Here is a 16,549-nt window from a genome sequence, read left to right as displayed (position 1 = left end):
GCCACCTACTTTGAATGTATAAATCTTCTGGAGATTAACAATGGTTCAACTAACGGGTGGCTGTCTCTGCGGTAAGATCCGAATCGTGGCCAATGGCGAGCCGCTCCGGGTAGGTATTTGCCACTGTATGGATTGTCGCAAGCATCATGGGGCGCTTTTCTATGCGGCTGCCGATTACCCAAAGCAAGCTGTCATTATCGAAGGCGAACCGCACAGTTATCAGGGGCGCTACTTCTGTTCAGCATGCGGTTCGTCGGTTTTTTCGGTAAGCGAGGAAGAAATCGAAATACACCTTGGCACCCTTGATTCACCCAATCAGCTGAAACCGACATATGAGCTTTGGAACATTCGCCGAGAACATTGGCTACCGCCATTTCCAAACGTGGAGCGATACGAACGGGATAGGGAAGTTTGAGCAGGTTCAAGGGCTGCCGCTTAGGTCAGAAGGCAATCGATCAGCGCTTACCTTCAGTGCGCAGCTTAACCACATCCTTTAGCACCAAGCCTGTCGCTTCAGCAATCTGCTCAACACTCAGCACTCCCAGCTTAAGCAGATTACGAGCTGTTTTCTCAACACCCAGCTTCTCACCTTTCTCAATGCCCAGCTTTTCGCCTTCCTGGCGCTCTTGCTGAGCCCAGTTTTCCAAATTTTCTGCCAACATGTCTTTATTCTCCAACAAACTATTGAACTGTTGGCTACGCGGTCAGCAACTCCATTTCCTCGCGGCTACTAACCGGATGGCGGATCGCCTCTTTGGCTATATTCACTTCTAATGCTACTTTCGCAATATCCAGCACGCCAACATCAATTTGGTAACCCCCTCGGGTCATCAACCAGTCAAGCACCTCCGCCAGGTGCCAGATTGAGGCACTGCCTTCGTGAACCGGTACAGGAAACGTCGCTCGGTGGGTGAGCATCAGCTTTCGCATTGCCTGTCGCGAAACGCCCACAACGTCTGCTACATCCGTCAGGCCAACAAGATCCGGCGAAGCCTCAATCAGCCGCGCGGAAGGGATCGCTTTTTTTACGTCAACCAGGGCACTGTGAACCGCTTCCGCGGCGCTGCCCGCTTCACGAGAGAATTCCAGCGCCAAGCGGCCCGGCTGCCCCACGCCCACCAGAGCATCATCGCAACCGGCAGCGCCCAAACGCTCCACTAGCGCATCTAGGTCGGAGTCACTATCAGCCAGTTGGTATTTCAGCGTAAAAATATATTCCATTCTTCAATCCTCCGGCTCCGCTTCGTCTCGACGCTTGTGGGTCGAGCACTTGTCCACCACTCTCCGAATTGCCCGGGCGTGGCTGCCGGGATTTTTCGGTGTACTCCACACGCTCGCGATACAAAACTCACCGCAGCGGCATTCATCATCATTATAGGGACAGTAAATCTTGCCCCAGGCGTGACTACCGCCGACTTCAACTCGCCAGCCCTCCGCTTCCGCATGTTTGAGGGCAGTTTCGATCTCTTTTTTCGGATGTGATGGACGAGTCATTATTTGCCTCTGAGTATGAAGCCCCCCTCAATGGTTGTCAATTGACAACCATTGAAGCAGCAATTCATATGCTTGCCGACGTTCATCTAAATAGATAGACCCAAGTGTCTCTTTTAACTCCCTAATAAAAATTTAAGAAAGAATATCAGTAGGTGCAACACTTAACCTGACGCTGGGGTCTTTCATGGCATGGGGAATGTCTGCCATCCTCAGCAACCAAATACAGAAAGGGCAGCCAATTGGACTGCCCTTTCTTTCGATGCGCTATGCACGAAACCAGATACGTAATAAAAGCCAGATCAGCGCTTACCTTCAACACGCAGCTCAGCCACTGCACCTAGCGCCAAGCGCCAAGCCTATCGCTTCAGCAATCTGCTCATCACTCAATACCTCACGCAGCCAACCCAATAATACCTCGCTGCCTGGGCGCTGAGGTGCGCCTTGACGTGTGTATAGGACAATAGCATCGTGCTGGGGCGATGGGTGTCCGAAATCAGTGAACCACTACATAAAGCAGTTTAGTGCCGTAAGGTTGGCGCGGATCCTTGTGTAAACCAACTACTCGCCAACCAATGAAATTGGATGGGCAGAAAGTTATTATCCAGCTAAATAATCTTTCTACCGAATTCATGCACCTTTATATCCTCTAACTGGACACTCTATGCATAATCTATGGATTCCCGTCGTCGCCATTTTCGTCGTTGCTGGCCTGGTATTCGGTAGCCAGGCCTATTCTGAGGCCCAGCGTGATGCCCACATCGCCGCGACTATATCTGAACGCCTCGACAGCCAGGCACCGGCCGAGATCTCCCACTTGACGCAAGTCAACAAGGGCTATGGGGTGTGCGGCAACTATGAGCTTTCACGCGCCGAGTCCGGTCGCTTCTACTACAATCACGCCACCAAGCGCCTAGTGTTGGGCACCGATGCCCCGCTGTATCACGACAACTGCGAGGGCGTCTCTGAATGACCCTTTAGAACCTGTTCACGATCTTTTAAGCAGTAAAGTGATTGCGCCCAAACCCCATGCCCCTCCTCACGCAGCGCTTTTCTATGCCGCTGCTGATTATCCCAAGCAAGCTGTCATTATCGAAGGCGAACCGCACCGTTATCAGGGGCGCTACTTCTGTTCAGCATGCAGTTCGTCGGTTTTTTCGGTAAGCGAGGAAGAAATCGAAATACACCTTGGCACCCTTGATTCACCCAATCAGCTGAAAGCGACGTATGAGCTTTGGAACATTCGACGTGAACATTGGTTGCCACCCTTCCCTGCCGTGGAGCGATATGACCGGGATCGGGAAGGTTGAGCATGCTCAAGGGCGGCCGCTTAGGTCAGAAGGTAATCGATCAGCGCTTACCTTCAATACGCGCTTTGTGAGTTCGTACAAACCTCATCACCCAACACCTCACGCAGCCAACCCAATAACGCTTCGCTGCCTACGCGTTGAGGTGCGCCCTGGCGTGTGTATAAGGCGATGGCATCGTGCTGGGGCAAGCTCTCTGCCACCGGGCGGATCAGTTCGCCATTTTCAATTAAGCGTTGCGTTGTGCGCCGCCAACCCAAGGCGATACCGTGCCCCGCGATAGCCGCTTGCAGTAGCAGTGGATAACTATCGAAAACAGCACTCTCCGCTGATGAGAGTTCAAAGTGCCCCATGGCACGAAACCAGTCATCCCACTCCAGCCAATCCGCCGGGTCAGCGTGGTGGTGCAGTAGCCGCTGGTTCAGCAAAGCGTTGATGCTCAACGGCGTAGTGGTCCCTTTCAAATAAGCTGGGCTGCAGACAGGAAATATCTCGTCCTCGGCGGTAAACACCAATCGATGGCTCCCACTAGGCCTACCGTTGGTTTGCAGCGCGATGTCGAAGTTGCCACTAAATTCGGTAATCGGCCTTGTCGAGGTCGCCAGCTGTATCTCAATTTCAGGATAGCGACGATTAAAGTCAGCCAACTGTGGCATCAGCCAATAGAACGCTTCGCATAACTGGCAGAACAACACGACGCGCTTATCATCCGGGTCGCCGCGCAGCGCCTGGGCCCCCGTAGCAATACTTTCCAACGCCTGTGAGACCGTACGACCAAACTCGCGCCCTTCGCGGGTAAGAAACACACTGCGATTACGGCGCTCGAAAAGCATCACGCCAAGGTCTTCCTCCAGCGCACGAATCTGTCGGCTGATAGCCGCCTGGGTCAGGTGGAGCTCATCGGCCGCGCGCGAAAAGCTTTCAAGCCTGGCGGCAGCCTCAAAGGGTCGCAGCGTCGCCAGTGGTGGAAGAGACTTGATGAAGTTATCCATAATCTGAGCTCATGCATTGTGACGCAGAAGTCGTTTGAAGCACTGCTAGAGGCAGCGGCATTCTAGAGCGGAATTCATATCTGGAATGCTGCAATGAAGGCCACCGCTGAACCACAAGATAATATCCTACAGGGCATAAGCCTTATCGTGGGGGCTGTGTTTCTGCTGGCGTTGACCGACGCCCTAGTTAAGTATCTAAGTGCCAGTATGTCGCTATGGCAACTCTATGTCATCGCCTCAACACTATCGCTTCCGATACTCTTTGGATTGATCATTGGCCATTCAGGCCCCCGGCCCAAGGTAAAATCACACCGCTGGGTGGCGATAAGAAGCCTGCTTCTGTTGCTGATGTGGATAGCCTACTACTCAGCACTGCCGCTGATTCCGCTTTCGGTGGCAGCGGTCGCCATTTACACCACGCCGCTGTTTATTGCCGTGCTGGCTGCTTTTGGGGCGGGAGAGCATCTTTCACGCCAGGCCTGGCTGGGCATCCTCTGCGGTTTCCTGGGCGTGGTGGTGGTGTTGCGCCCTGGTGGCGAAACCTTCACACCTGCCACACTGCTACCCGTGCTTGCCGCCCTCTTTTATGCGCTAGCCATGCTGGTCACTCGCCACCACTGCCAAAGAGAACACCCCCTACTTCTCACCCTGGGATTAAATCTAGCCTTCCTGGCAGCAGGCAGTCTCTTCAGCTTGCTGGTGGCAATCAACAGCACAGCATCGCTCGCTGAACACGCGCCATTCCTGTTCGCCGGCTGGCAACCGCTAGACGCCAAAGCGTTATTGATCGTGGGCGCCTACGCGCTACTGTTGATCATTGTGAATACCGGGGTGGCAAGGGCCTATCAAATAGCCCCTTCGGCGTTGATCGGCACCTTTGATTACGCCTACCTTATCTTTGCCAGCCTTTGGGGCTACCTGCTATTCAGCGAAGTGCCCGATACCATGACTTGGCTGGGTATGGGCATGATCTTAATGGCGGGGGTGATGGTGTTACGGCAACGGCGGGGCTGACGCCTATTTCTTGATGAACTACCGAAAAGCCTTCGGTAGTTGCTTAACCAGCATCACCAAATTCCTTTACCACCTCAGTTATTCAGATCATATCTTGAGCCGATTATGGTTTATATTCGGCTCATAGGTCAGCCAATGGCAGATAAGAATAGCAAGGAACTGTATAGCTCTATCCAACGGTGCCGGTTCCTCACTATGTCTGCGAAGCACCACCATCAGCAAACAATTCCACCCCGTTAACATAGCTGGCGGCATCGCTGGCCAGGAAGGCAGCAACGGAGGCAATCTCCTCCGGTTCACCGATGCGCCCTAGCGGACTTTTGGCTGTCAGGAACGCCATGCCTTCCTCGGCGTGCTCGCCGAATGCCTCGCGCAATGAAGCCGTGTTGGTGGGCCCAGGGCTCAGGATATTGATGCGAATACCCGTTTCCTTCAGTTCCGCCACCCAACTGCGAACCATGTTGCGCACGGCCGCCTTGGTGCCACCATAGATGCTCATGGTCGGCCCTGGGTCTATTGAGGACGAGGAACCAACGATCACGATGCTAGCACCAGAGCCCATCAAGCCCAGCGCCCCCTGAACGGTCAGCACCACGCCTTTAACGTTGGTCGAGAGCTGCTGGTCGATCTGCTCCTCGGTGATCTGCCCAAGCGGTGCGTGGCTGCCGCCGCCGGCATTGGCCACCAGGATATCGATACGCCCGAAGCGGTTTTTCACGGACTCATAGAAAGACGCCAAGCTCGCAGCACTGGCGACATCGGCCACTATCCCTATAGCGCTGCTGCCCAGCCTGTGCACAGCCTCATCCAATACCGCTTGCCGCCTCCCCGTTATCACGACATCGGCTCCGTCATCGATCAAGCGCTTGGCGATGGCAAACCCGATACCACTGCTACCGCCGGTCACGACAGCAACGTTACGGTTCATGTTCTGTTTCACAGCACCACCTTTCATTTTGTAGTGATCACTAAAGCAATGCTATAGTGATCACTACAAAAAAAGAGTCAATCGGTATCGTCAACATGAAAAGCAAACCATCCAAACCAGACGCTGGCGAACGTGTGGCAGAACGCTCACCTCGGCGTCCCTTCGACAGAGAGGCGGGCGTTGTCGTTGCCAAGGATCTATTTCACGAACGCGGCTACGACGCGGCAGGGGTTGCCGAGCTCACCCGTGCACTGGGCATCAATCCGCCTAGCCTCTACGCCGCCTATGGCAACAAGGCGGGCCTGTACGAACGCTGCCTGGCGATCTACGTGGCAGAAGCCAACCTGCCGGCAGACAAGATCCTGACTCCCGACCGGCCCTTGTCAGAAGCAATCGATGATTTACTGCGACAAGCCGTGCGGCTCTACACCAAGTCAAAAGCCAAGCGTGGTTGCATGGTGGCTGAAGGCATGCGCGCCGATGATCCTCAAGCCCGGCAACTGGCCAACGCCTATGGCGACGCAGCGGCAGACTTTATCGAGGGCTACATCAAGAGAAGTCAGCCGCACCAGGCACGAAAACTTGCCGATTACGTCGTGACGACACTGCAAGGTCTTTCAGCAGGCGCGCGCGCTGGCCGCTCAAGGGCTCGCCTGCTTGCCGTGGCCGAACTGGCTGGCCAGGCCTTCGCAACCTTTCTTCATACACCCGATGAGAGCAAAGGCGCATGAGTATTCTTGACCATGTCGAGTTCGCCGTACGCGATGCGGAAATATCGCGATGCTTCTACGAACAGGCGCTAGCCCCGCTGGGCTTCAGCCGAATTATCACCGTAGGGCCAGACCGCACGCGCAGCGGCGGCACACGGCATGGCTTTGGGATGGAGGGCTACCCACGGCTATGGATACACGACAACGAGCAGCCGGGCGAAGGCGTTCATATCGCCTTCGCCGCAGCAAAACGATCCATTGTCGATGAGTTTTATCGCGCCGCGCTAGCAGCGGGTGGGCAGGATAACGGCGCACCGGGCATTCGCACCCACTATCACGACAACTACTACGCCGCCTATGTCCTGGATCCCGATGGCGTCAACGTGGAAGTGGTCTGTCAGCAGGTCAACTGATGGGAATATCAGTGATTCGCGTATCGGCGATGCACTCGGCAAAGCCGTGGCCGAACAGGCCCGCAGGGGTTTGGAAGCCGGGCCTCACCTCACCGGCAAGTACTCGCCGGGCTGCCTCTGCCGCCGCCATGGCCGTGAAGGTGTAACCGTTCACCGTATCCAGCACCGAGCGCGCCACCGAACCGTCCATATCGGTCACTTCGACAACCGCATGGTAGCGGTTCGCCGCCCGCTCATCGGAACTGGGGCCCGCTGGGAGTTCGTTGGCGTCTCCATCGGGGAACGCACCCGCCGCCACATGTACGAAGGTTTCGATATCACGCACGCCTGTCGCCTGGTGGAGTGTCACGAGGTCGGGCAGCGTGACAGGGAATGACGATAGCGGGCCCTCGCCAAAATCGAAATCGCGCACCTCCTCTGGGCTGCGTGCAACGAGTTCGCCGCCGACCAGATGAAGCGTCTGCGCCGTGATGCTCTGACTCGCGCTGGTCACCGACCCTCTCGACATTCCCCCCGCCACCTGCAAGGCGATACTGATCGTGCGGGGATGGGGGACCCGCGCCACGGCATGCCCCGCCAAGCTTCCCAGCATCGCGACGCTACCACCGCTTCCCGGCAGCAGCATGACACCCGCAGCACGCGCCTGCCCATCGAGCGCCAACGCTTGACTGTAGGTATCAAGTTCCGCCGAGAAATCGAGGTAGTGCACGCCAGCACGAATGGCAGCCGACATCAGCGGCTTGGCCGTGTTCATAAAAGGCCCGGCGGCGTTGAGCAGAACAGAGATGCCTTCAAGCCCCCTTGCGATTGCCTCTGGGTCATCGAGCGAAAAGAGCCGAATATCAGCGCCTAAACGCCCTGCCAATATGTCCAGCGACTCACGATCCTTCGCACGCCCTGCGACAACCAGGTGAATACCTGCGGATGCAGCGTGCTCCGCCGCCATGCCACCGGTGTAACCGGCGGCGCCATAGATCATCAATGTTTTCATGGTCAGTGCTGCCAGCTTTTGTAGACAAATTCTAGGCTATAGCCGTCAAGATCCCTCACCTGCGCGGCATAATAGCGGGGGTCATAGTGGAGCTGAGGCCCAGGTGGATGGATCTCGGTGGCGCCCGCCGTCATAGCTTCGGCATAGGCGGCATTGACCTCCTCTTCGGACGCTGCCACGAAGCCCACATGCACCGCACCGGGCACCGCCTCTCCCTGCCTTAGCCAGAAAAAAACACGCCCCTTGGCACCGAACCCCTTCAGATCAGGGTGGCCAGGCGGGCCATCATGGCCGTCACAATCGTGGCGATTGGTAATTCCCAAAAGGGGTAGCACTCGCTCGTAAAAAGCAATGGAACGCTCGGTATCACCCACGGTGAGGAAAACATGATCAAGCATGAGACACTCCTTTAGATGGCGTAGCCACCGGCAAGCGCAGTGCCGTGCTTGCGCCGATACCCCGGCTACCTCCGGTAATGACGATAGTATTCATGTGACGCTCCAATGAGATTTAGTCTCCCCATCATAGGCACCTGCTCACCTAACGCCCCGCCTGTTCCTACCGCAAACCTGCCTATTCCTGCTTTTCGCTTGCCTCTGCTCCCGCTCTGGCATTCAATAGCGTCATGGAAGAACAACTCAACGAACTACGCCGCCTGGCTGCCCATGCGCATAACCGACGTACCGAAACCGGTATTCCCCGGGTGGCGATGGTGCAAGGCGCAATTCCAGAACACGAGCTTGCCGCCGTGTACGACCCCATGGTCAACCTGATCCTGCAGGGCAGCAAATCCATGACCGTGGGCGGGCGCACCCTGCACTACGACCCCGCGACCTATTTTGTGATGTCAGTTGATCTGCCTGCAGCGGGGGTTGTACGTAGTAGCAACTCGGGAGAACCCTACCTTGCGGTAAGCCTGACGCTGGACGCCACCCTATTGGCTGGCCTGCTCTCGGAACTGCCTAATGCTGGCAGCAGCGCCGGGCATGCAACGGGGTTTTCCGTAGCAGCAGTGACGCCGGAACTGCTCGATGCCTGGGTGCGCATGTTGCGCCTGATGGAGCAGCCAGCCGACATTGCGGCGCTTGCACCCGCCTACGAGCGCGAGATTCTTTACCGCGTGCTTCAGGGGCCAATGGGCTGGATGCTGCGCGACATCGCCACACCAGACACCGCCCTGGCACGGGTGCACCAGGTCATTCAGCGACTTCGTAACGACTATGCACGACCCTTACGGATGGAGGCACTGGCCAAGGAAGCAGCCATGAGCATCTCTGCGTTCCACCGCCATTTCAAAGCCGTGACGGCGCTCAGCCCCTTGCAGTATCAGAAGCAGGTTCGGCTACTTAAAGCGCGGACACTACTGATTTCCACCGGTTACAGTGTCACGGAGGCAGCTCACGCAGTGGGATACGAAAGCTCCACGCAGTTTGGAAGGGAATACGCTCGCGCTTTCGGCCAGCCCCCGGCGAAAGATGCTGCACGGATTGTTGCCAACATGAAGCGAGGCTTTCAGGCAAAACCCGACCAATAGCAGTACAAAGTAAAGAAAGGACGAGCTCTTCTCCTTACTCTGCGAAAACTTCCATGATGCTGTTTCCAGAATTGCTTAATCTGGCGATGGGCCTCTTTCCAGGAAGGTTGAAAGCGCAATGTAGCTGCGGACAGACCTGACGCCTTCAAGGCTCTGAATCTCCATCAGGAAGTCTTCGAGAGATTCAGTATTCGCCGCACGTACTTTAATGAGCACACAGCCATCGCCTGCCACGGTGTGCAGCTCTTCTACTTCGGCTCTATCGGCAAAGGCCAGTAGTTTGCGCGTGGCGCTGTAGCTACTGGTATCAATCAGCAGGAAGGTCAGCAGCGTTCTGCCAAGCTTGCAGCCGTCAAGTATGGCGACGGTGCCCTTGATGACCCCATCGCGCTTTAGCCTTTTTACGCGGTCATGAACAGCGGGGGCGGATAGATGCACGATTTTGCTGAGTTCAGCGTAGCTACGCGACGCATCTTCGGCGAGAGCGCCTAATATTTTTCGGTCAATTGAATCAAGTTCAGCCGGATGATGCTTTATCTGCCGAATAGCATCTGTTTCTTTATCTGACGGCACCATTATCGTTTTACCTCCGAATATTATTTTCAATAAAATAAATATAACCGAACTACATTCGATTGAAAATATCATATACGGAGACACTATTATGCCATTAGCACTTTTCGCGTTGGCGATTGGCGCATTCGGTATCGGACTGACTGAATTCGTTGTCGCTGGCATCCTTCCCCAAATCGCCAGGGATTTCGGCGTCGATATACCCACGTCAGGTTTAATGGCCACCACCTACGCGTTAGGCGTGTTCGTGGGCGCGCCCATCCTGACGATTCTAGGCGCCAAGGTGCCACGTAAAACGATGCTAATCTGCCTCGCCCTCATCTTCACGCTAGGCAACGTGATCACGGCAGTGGCACCGACGCTCCCTATCGCCCTGGCGGGCCGTATTTTAACGGCGTTCAACCACGGTACTTTCTTCGGTATTGGCTCCATCATCGCCGCCTCTCTGGTAGCGAAAGACCGTCAAGCAAGTGCCATAGCCTTCATGTTCTCCGGGCTGACGATGGCAAACCTGTTCGGTGTCCCTGCTGGCACCTGGCTCGCGCAAGTCTACAGCTGGCGGCTAGTGTTCTGGTTGATCGCCGGGATCGGTCTTATCACCGTCATCAGCATCGCGCTGCTAGTGCCCCAGATCAAAGCGGGCAAGGCCATCGCCTTGAAGAGTGAACTACGTGCCTTCGTAGACCCACAGGTTCTGCTCGCCATGGGCATCACTGTCTTCGGCCCTGCCGCTTTCTTTACTTCCATCACCTATATCGCCCCGATGATGGTAGAAGAGGCAGGGTTTTCCGATACCGGTGTGGCAAAACTGATGGTTCTGTTCGGGTTGGGTCTGGCGGTTGGTAACTGGGTAGGTGGTCGCTTTGCTGACCGCTCACTTTTCGGAACGCTGTTTGTGACCCTTGCCGCGCAGGCGGCGGTACTTTTCGTCTTCTGGCTGGGCGTTGGGAACAGCGTTGTGGCCTCGGCCTCTGTCTTCCTCATGGCCGCCTTTGGCTTCGCCACCGTCTCCCCGATCCAGAAACTGGTGATGGATCGTGCCAGCCAAGCAGGAGCGCCCACCATGGCAGCGTCGGTGAACATCGGTATGTTCAACCTGGGTAATGCCATCGGGGCATGGGTGGGTGGCGCGACGATTGCCGCCGGGTTCGGTTTGGCCTCTCCAAACTGGGCGGGTGCCATCCTTTCGTTGATCGCTTTAGGCTTGGCCGTTATTGCCTGGGCGAGCGCCGGTCAGCAGTATTCAGCGGCGCTCGCAAAGTAAGGTCACGGGAAATACCCTCCCCTATCTCACAAAAATGCCCGCCTTGATGGCGGGCATTTAGATGCCTGATACTTACTTCGCGGCGCGCACCTACTCGGCATGCGCCTTCTTACCGGGAAGTAGGTGCATCACACCCACCACAACCGAGCCCACCAAAAAGCCAATTACCGCAGAGCACAGCGTATTGAAGCTCCAGCCCAGCAAACCGCCCAAGGCACCGGTTGCCTCGCTAATGCCTTGCTCAATATGGTGTACCCACTCATAGGGCGCGTTGAACCAATCCGTGCCATCGGCACCCAGATTGACCATCAGGATATGCCCACCCACCCAGAGCATGGCGACGGTTCCCACGACCGAAATGGTCGCTAGCACCTTGGGCATGGCCGTCACCAGACCACGGCCCAGTGTCTGCATGCTCGAACTATCCCGCTGGGCGAGCTTCAGGCCGATATCATCCATTTTGACCAACAGTGCCACCACGCCATACACCAGAATAGTGATGACAAACGCGACCACCACCAGGCTCGCCAGCTGTGACCAGAATCCTTGATGGGAGACCGTGGCCAGCGCAATCACCATGATTTCAGCAGACAGAATCAGGTCGGTTCGAATGGCACCACTCACGATCTTTTTCTCGGCTTCCGGCCCCTTTTCTACCGCTGGTTTGTCGTCGTCATGCTTACCGGAAAACTTGTGCCACACCTTCTCAGCGCCCTCAAAGGCCAGATAGGTGCCACCCACCATCAGGATGATCGGCAATAGCGCGGGTAAAAAGTGATTCAGCAGCAGCGCCACCGGCAGGATAAAAATCAGCTTGTTGCGGATCGACCCTAGCGCGATCTGCTTCACAAGCGACAGTTCACGCTCCGCTGCCACTCCCTGTAAATATTGCGGCGTCACCGCCGTATCATCCACCACCACCCCGGCCGCCTTCGCCGTCGCACGCCCAGCGGCGGCACTCACATCGTCCAATGATGCTGCGGTCAACTTCGCCAATGCGGCAATGTCATCCAGTAATCCTATCAAGCCGCCTATGGCCATGGATGTTTCCTCCGTGAATAACAGTTGCAGATAGTAAAGCACATAGCTGCTGAGTTACCTGCAAATGGATTTGAGAAACTGCTTAAACACCTCGCTCAAGGGGCTGAACAAATGTGAACCGAGGATTTCGTAGACGATTTCTCGATGGATACCTTAATCAATGACTTAGATAGAGAATTATGACTACACAGAAAGGATTATTACTTGGACTGCCCTCTTGTCTTTCTTGCCAGCCATACCTATATTCATATTTGTTACTTTTGAATATAGGAAGCACATCATGGCAACGACCAGTCTTAGCCTTGGGGAGCACTGGGAAGTCTTCATCAGAAACGAAGTCGCCAGTGGCCGCTACGGCTCCGCAAGTGAGGTTGTACGTGATGCGCTACGCGCCATGGAGGAGCACAAAAGCAAGCTTGAAGCGCTACGTACGCATCTAGCCCAAGGTGCCAAGCAGGCTAGCGCCGGTGAATTCGTGGACAATTTCTCGATGGATGCATTAATCAACGACTTGGATAACGAAACGTAATGCCCAGGTTCCGTATCACACCGAGAGCGAGAGACGATTTAAAAGATATCGGTCGCTATACGGAGTGGCAGTGGGGCAAGAACCAACGGAATACCTATCTAAAGGATTTTGAAAAACGGTTTCACTGGCTCGCAGAAAATCCCCTGTTAGGAAAACATCGCTCGGATATCAGCGAGGGTTATTACAGCTACCCCCAGGGCCAGCACGTTATCTTTTACCTGATTGGCCAAGGGTGCATTGAGATTATTGGCATTCCTCATAAAGAGATGGATATCGTCTCTTATTTTTTGCCTGATTGATCATCAACACTCCCTCAAGAACTGCTTACCCACGGGATTAAGCGGCTGTCGTTTAGGCCAAAAGGCAATCAGGTTCCGATCGCGCCTTGGTGATAGCGGCCGCGTCACTACGTTAGCCGTTGGCTTATTGCTTAACGCCAAGGTAGGAACCAAGCTAACACCGACATCACCAGCGACCATCTGCAATAGCGTACGGGTGTCGCGTACCCAGAAATCCACCTGGAAGGTATCGACTTCCTCCAACGAGTGGGCAAATATCTGCTGGATAAGCGCTTCACAGCCGCCTGATGACATTATAAGGGGGTGTTCCGCTAGTTCCGCCACAGTCACACTTTCTTGTTTGCTGAGCTGGTGATTTTCGGGCAGCACGGCCACAATCTCATCCTTCTTTAATAGCTGCCAATCGAAGTGCTCACGCCAGTAGGTGAGATTAAGCTGCGTGACATCTGTTGTGACACCCATGTTGATAACACCGCTTTCCACCCACTCCTTTATCTCTTCTTCCATACCTTCCAGTACAAGGCTAATGGCTTCTGGGTAGCGGCTCGTAAAGCTCGCAAGCTGGGGCGCCAACCAGCCAGATAACGCGCTAGGAATAACGCCTATTTTTAGCGCTTCATCCACCTCGTTATGAAACTGCCCCACTTGCTGGCTTAATACCTGAAGTTCACCTATTACCTTCCTGGCGCTAGTAAGCACTAACTCCCCTAGCACGGTGGGTACTAGCCCTTCTGGGCTTTTTATGATCAGCGGGCCACACGCCAGCTTCTCCAGTGCCTGCATGGAATGACTCACCCCCGACTGGCTAACGCCAAGGCGCTCCGCAGCACGGGTATAAGACTGCGCTTCCGCCACGGCAATCAGCGCGCGAAGTTGGGCAATGGAGATATTCGCCCCTCTGATCATCACAACTCCTCATGGCGACCATGACCTAATCGAGTTTCTAGTCGCATGTTAGCGACTTCTATGCTGGCCCTTCCCTTATCATCGTGACCAGGAGCCCGCATGTCTATCGCCCTTGCACTAAGCGCAATGGTGCTGCTCGGCAGTACGCACTTTATCAATGGTTTGCTCGCCCGTTTCTACCCGCCGCTCAACATTGCGTTTTATACCCACCTGGGCGGCGCGCTTGTCGGTTTTGCCGGAGCATTGCTCTTTTCCACCTGGGAGCCAACTGTGTGGATATGGAGCGCGCTGGCGGGCATCGGCTCCGCCTTTGGGGCATGGCTGCTTTACCAGGGATTATCCCGGGCGCCCTTCGCTATCGTAGTGCCTGTTAGCGCTGTCGCGATGGTGACCATCGCCCTCGGGCTCTCACTGGCTTTCCTTGGAGAGCGACCCAATGCGCGGATATTGCTTGGCGCGATGATCGCCCTGCCCGCCATCTGGTTAACAGCGGGCGGGGTAAACCGAACAAAGCGCAGATGAGTGGCACTACTAGAACGGGCCTGCTATTGGGTTTAGGTGCAGGCTTAGGGTTTGCCTTGCAGCTCCACTTTCTTGGCCAAGTGCCCGAGCCAAGCGCTTTTTATGGCATCGCACTCTGCATGCTCAGCGGCACCGTATGCTGTTTGCCCTTTTATCAACACGCACACCCAGCACGAAAGCGTTTTCCACTGCTGGCAACCGTAGCGGGCGGTATCAGTGCACAGGGGCTAACGCTGTATGCGATGTCACGGGAAAGCCAGCTTGCCATTATCAGCATCGTGATTGTGTCGATGTACCCACTGATTCCCGTCGTGTTTGGCTCGCTGGTGCGCAGGGAAAGGGTGAGCGGCGCATCTGCTGTGGGGATAGCGCTATCGCTTCTTGCGGCGGTGTTGATAGTGGCGGGTAATGGTTAGAAACCTGATGACGAGCGTCTTGATTGGCCTTCCATGTTTTCCAGTCGCGTTAAGGCTTATAAGACTCTCTTCGGAAAACGTAGATGGGGCAAGGTCTTTGACTCTGGCTACCCTAGCAGCGCCTCAAATTTGATTCGTAGCGACAGCATAATGTGGAAGATCTCATTGAGCCAACGTGGCTAATCCATGAAAAGGTCGCATTAAGCACCTAAAACGAAAATTTTTTGCGTAAAAGGGATTAATAAAAAATCATTTTTGATAGTGAATCATAGGAAAATAAACCCAAGCAAGCTAATTTATTTAAAATAAACGCAGGTTAAAAATGAACACTACGATTGGGGTCACATTGAATGTGATAGCATCTTTCTTATTTGCAGCTATGTTTGCCTATACTTCCCTTCTTACCAATCTTGATGGGGAAGAAATTTTTGGGTGGCGTATGCTTTTAACATTCCCTTGCTTGACATTATTTATCATAACAAGAGGATACTGGAGTCAAGTTGTTAATATATATCATAGGCTTACTAAGAGCATAATATTTATAGTGACGAGGCTTTTTTCAGCAGCAATGCTAAGCTTCCAACTCTGGCTATTCGTTTGGGCCCCTGGAAATGGTCATGGTCTATCAGTATCCCTTGGTTATTTTATTATGCCGTTAACAATGGTTCTGATAGGTAAAATAGCTTTTCAAGATAGAATGACGGGATATCAGAAGGTAGCATGTTTTTTCGCATTTCTTGGTATACTTTATCAAATAGGGTTTTCTGAAAGTCTTGCCTGGCCGACCTTGGCTGTTGGGTTGGGATACCCTGTGTATTTCTGGCTAAGAAGAAAAACAGACACGAATAATATTGGAAGCTTGTGGGTAGATATGGTTTTGAGCTTGCCAATAAGCGTAATCTTTATTTTTGCTGGCGGAGAAATAACATCAGATATATGGGTTAATATAGATACTCTATGGTTAGTCATAGGACTTGGGGTGTTGAGTGCCTCTGCCCTAACATTTCAAGCTTTATCAGGCCCTCACCTTAACCTGACGCTTTTTGGCCTTTTAGTATATGTAGAGCCAGCTTTACTTTTATTAGTAGCCTTAATACTTGGGGAGGAAATCAAAGCATCTGAATGGCCTACCTACTTAGCAATATGGTTTTCCGTATTTCTTCTTATCGTAGAGGGCATCAATAGCCTCTGTGTCAAACGTAAGTTCAGAAAAGAAAAACTACGCACATCTAGATATCAAAAATAATCTATTCCAATTATTGATAGAAGTAAGCTAAATTTTTAATTAACTAACAGTGATGTAGCCGGGTATTAGTTATTCTCTAACCCGGTTTGATTGATGAATGACTGGAGCACGCCAGTGACACGACTTTGAGCGCACGCCTAGAGGTGGATGCAATTAAACGTAATTTCGAGCAAACGCAGGCCTTGGCGCGAACAAACACCTCACTCTGGTTATGTTGTCTAAATCTATTAAACGGCGCTCAAAATGTATTATGACAGACGTCTGACACTATGTATTCAACCTTCGTTTTTCTATTTGAATGACGAGAAGGTCAGATTCAAGTATTTTAAGTGCACAACTAAAAAACATGCGCTTACAAAAATCAGTGGGCCTT

The 16,549-nt window shown here is 53.9% G+C and carries 23 protein-coding genes; 13 read left to right on the top strand and 10 right to left on the bottom strand.

Going from position 1 to position 16,549, the window contains the following annotated elements:
• The first annotated feature begins 40 nt into the window (after positions 1-40).
• A complete protein-coding gene (locus HALTITAN_RS08300) occupies positions 41-415 on the top strand; it encodes a GFA family protein (protein WP_039858803.1) in 375 nt (124 codons plus the stop codon).
• A gap of 40 nt (positions 416-455) precedes the next feature.
• Here HALTITAN_RS08300 and HALTITAN_RS08295 read toward each other — a convergent pair whose 3' ends face one another.
• The 3 genes from HALTITAN_RS08295 to HALTITAN_RS24760 are packed head-to-tail and all read right to left on the bottom strand — an operon-like array spanning position 456 to position 1,494.
• Positions 456-662: a hypothetical protein gene (locus tag HALTITAN_RS08295; protein WP_039858802.1), complete on the bottom strand. Its 207-nt coding sequence runs from the start codon at positions 660-662 to the stop codon at positions 456-458.
• Positions 663-696: 34 nt separating this feature from the next.
• Positions 697-1,221 carry a helix-turn-helix transcriptional regulator gene (locus HALTITAN_RS08290; RefSeq protein WP_009286823.1) on the bottom strand — a complete coding sequence of 175 codons (525 nt, stop codon included), beginning with the start codon at positions 1,219-1,221 and terminating at the stop codon, positions 697-699.
• A gap of 3 nt (positions 1,222-1,224) precedes the next feature.
• Entirely contained in the window at positions 1,225-1,494 is a 270-nt protein-coding gene (locus HALTITAN_RS24760) for a hypothetical protein (protein ID WP_081742660.1), read from the bottom strand.
• A 661-nt stretch (positions 1,495-2,155) separates the two neighbouring features.
• On the opposite strand from HALTITAN_RS24760, the gene HALTITAN_RS08280 reads away from it, so the two are divergent.
• Both HALTITAN_RS08280 and HALTITAN_RS08275 read left to right on the top strand, forming a co-directional pair.
• Complete coding sequence (locus tag HALTITAN_RS08280; RefSeq protein ID WP_039858796.1) at positions 2,156-2,464, top strand: hypothetical protein; 309 nt, start codon at positions 2,156-2,158, stop codon at positions 2,462-2,464.
• A gap of 37 nt (positions 2,465-2,501) precedes the next feature.
• Positions 2,502-2,801 carry a GFA family protein gene (locus tag HALTITAN_RS08275; protein ID WP_233973919.1) on the top strand — a complete coding sequence of 100 codons (300 nt, stop codon included), beginning with the start codon at positions 2,502-2,504 and terminating at the stop codon, positions 2,799-2,801.
• Positions 2,802-2,854: 53 nt separating this feature from the next.
• Here the strand turns inward: HALTITAN_RS08275 and HALTITAN_RS08270 are convergent, their stop codons facing one another.
• Positions 2,855-3,790 (bottom strand): LysR substrate-binding domain-containing protein, encoded by a 936-nt coding sequence (locus tag HALTITAN_RS08270; protein WP_009286822.1) that lies wholly within the window; start codon positions 3,788-3,790, stop codon positions 2,855-2,857.
• Between the two features lie 93 nt (positions 3,791-3,883).
• Here HALTITAN_RS08270 and HALTITAN_RS08265 point away from each other — a divergent pair, with 93 nt between their 5' ends.
• Positions 3,884-4,804, top strand: a complete 921-nt coding sequence (locus HALTITAN_RS08265) for a DMT family transporter (protein ID WP_039858794.1) — start codon at positions 3,884-3,886, stop codon at positions 4,802-4,804.
• A 193-nt stretch (positions 4,805-4,997) separates the two neighbouring features.
• Here the strand turns inward: HALTITAN_RS08265 and HALTITAN_RS08260 are convergent, their stop codons facing one another.
• A complete protein-coding gene (locus tag HALTITAN_RS08260; protein WP_201764681.1) occupies positions 4,998-5,744 on the bottom strand; it encodes an SDR family NAD(P)-dependent oxidoreductase in 747 nt (248 codons plus the stop codon).
• A gap of 83 nt (positions 5,745-5,827) precedes the next feature.
• Here HALTITAN_RS08260 and HALTITAN_RS08255 point away from each other — a divergent pair, with 83 nt between their 5' ends.
• A complete protein-coding gene (locus HALTITAN_RS08255; protein ID WP_051051942.1) occupies positions 5,828-6,463 on the top strand; it encodes a TetR/AcrR family transcriptional regulator in 636 nt (211 codons plus the stop codon).
• Positions 6,460-6,855 (top strand): VOC family protein, encoded by a 396-nt coding sequence (locus HALTITAN_RS08250; RefSeq protein ID WP_039858793.1) that lies wholly within the window; start codon positions 6,460-6,462, stop codon positions 6,853-6,855. Before HALTITAN_RS08255 ends, HALTITAN_RS08250 begins: the two co-directional genes overlap by 4 nt.
• On the opposite strand, the gene HALTITAN_RS08245 is transcribed toward HALTITAN_RS08250, so the two are convergent.
• Positions 6,848-7,846, bottom strand: coding sequence for a saccharopine dehydrogenase NADP-binding domain-containing protein (locus HALTITAN_RS08245; protein ID WP_039858792.1), 999 nt, complete (start codon positions 7,844-7,846; stop codon positions 6,848-6,850). The genes HALTITAN_RS08250 and HALTITAN_RS08245 overlap by 8 nt on opposite strands.
• Before the next feature lie 2 nt (positions 7,847-7,848).
• Positions 7,849-8,244: a VOC family protein gene (locus tag HALTITAN_RS08240; protein ID WP_039858790.1), complete on the bottom strand. Its 396-nt coding sequence runs from the start codon at positions 8,242-8,244 to the stop codon at positions 7,849-7,851.
• A gap of 227 nt (positions 8,245-8,471) precedes the next feature.
• Here HALTITAN_RS08240 and HALTITAN_RS08235 point away from each other — a divergent pair, with 227 nt between their 5' ends.
• Positions 8,472-9,380 carry an AraC family transcriptional regulator gene (locus HALTITAN_RS08235; RefSeq protein ID WP_039858789.1) on the top strand — a complete coding sequence of 303 codons (909 nt, stop codon included), beginning with the start codon at positions 8,472-8,474 and terminating at the stop codon, positions 9,378-9,380.
• A 75-nt stretch (positions 9,381-9,455) separates the two neighbouring features.
• On the opposite strand, the gene HALTITAN_RS08230 is transcribed toward HALTITAN_RS08235, so the two are convergent.
• Positions 9,456-9,956 (bottom strand): Lrp/AsnC family transcriptional regulator, encoded by a 501-nt coding sequence (locus tag HALTITAN_RS08230; RefSeq protein WP_039858787.1) that lies wholly within the window; start codon positions 9,954-9,956, stop codon positions 9,456-9,458.
• A gap of 88 nt (positions 9,957-10,044) precedes the next feature.
• Between HALTITAN_RS08230 and HALTITAN_RS08225 the strand changes: the two genes are divergently transcribed.
• Positions 10,045-11,217, top strand: a complete 1,173-nt coding sequence (locus HALTITAN_RS08225; RefSeq protein ID WP_039858784.1) for an MFS transporter — start codon at positions 10,045-10,047, stop codon at positions 11,215-11,217.
• A 90-nt stretch (positions 11,218-11,307) separates the two neighbouring features.
• Here the strand turns inward: HALTITAN_RS08225 and HALTITAN_RS08220 are convergent, their stop codons facing one another.
• Positions 11,308-12,258, bottom strand: a complete 951-nt coding sequence (locus tag HALTITAN_RS08220; RefSeq protein ID WP_039858782.1) for a DUF808 domain-containing protein — start codon at positions 12,256-12,258, stop codon at positions 11,308-11,310.
• A gap of 280 nt (positions 12,259-12,538) precedes the next feature.
• On the opposite strand from HALTITAN_RS08220, the gene HALTITAN_RS08215 reads away from it, so the two are divergent.
• Positions 12,539-12,787, top strand: a complete 249-nt coding sequence (locus tag HALTITAN_RS08215) for a type II toxin-antitoxin system ParD family antitoxin (RefSeq protein ID WP_039858779.1) — start codon at positions 12,539-12,541, stop codon at positions 12,785-12,787.
• On the top strand, positions 12,787-13,086 hold the full coding sequence (locus HALTITAN_RS08210; protein ID WP_039858778.1) for a type II toxin-antitoxin system RelE/ParE family toxin: 300 nt from the start codon (positions 12,787-12,789) through the stop codon (positions 13,084-13,086). Before HALTITAN_RS08215 ends, HALTITAN_RS08210 begins: the two co-directional genes overlap by 1 nt.
• A gap of 3 nt (positions 13,087-13,089) precedes the next feature.
• Here HALTITAN_RS08210 and HALTITAN_RS08205 read toward each other — a convergent pair whose 3' ends face one another.
• Entirely contained in the window at positions 13,090-13,992 is a 903-nt protein-coding gene (locus HALTITAN_RS08205) for a LysR family transcriptional regulator (protein WP_152419248.1), read from the bottom strand.
• Between the two features lie 99 nt (positions 13,993-14,091).
• On the opposite strand from HALTITAN_RS08205, the gene HALTITAN_RS25990 reads away from it, so the two are divergent.
• From HALTITAN_RS25990 to rarD, 3 genes are all read left to right on the top strand, one after another.
• Positions 14,092-14,514 carry an EamA family transporter gene (locus HALTITAN_RS25990; protein WP_236614941.1) on the top strand — a complete coding sequence of 141 codons (423 nt, stop codon included), beginning with the start codon at positions 14,092-14,094 and terminating at the stop codon, positions 14,512-14,514.
• Positions 14,511-14,930, top strand: coding sequence for an EamA family transporter (locus HALTITAN_RS25985; RefSeq protein WP_236614940.1), 420 nt, complete (start codon positions 14,511-14,513; stop codon positions 14,928-14,930). The genes HALTITAN_RS25990 and HALTITAN_RS25985 overlap by 4 nt, the downstream gene beginning before the upstream one ends.
• A gap of 322 nt (positions 14,931-15,252) precedes the next feature.
• On the top strand, positions 15,253-16,176 hold the full coding sequence (rarD, locus tag HALTITAN_RS08195; protein WP_009286819.1) for an EamA family transporter RarD: 924 nt from the start codon (positions 15,253-15,255) through the stop codon (positions 16,174-16,176).
• Positions 16,177-16,549 lie beyond the last annotated feature (373 nt).

Origin of the sequence: Vreelandella titanicae BH1 (genome assembly GCF_000336575.1) — a bacterium.
GTDB lineage: Bacteria > Pseudomonadota > Gammaproteobacteria > Pseudomonadales > Halomonadaceae > Vreelandella > Vreelandella titanicae.
Note: the sequence above shows the minus strand (reverse complement) of the source record. Positions and strands in the feature narration are given on the sequence as shown.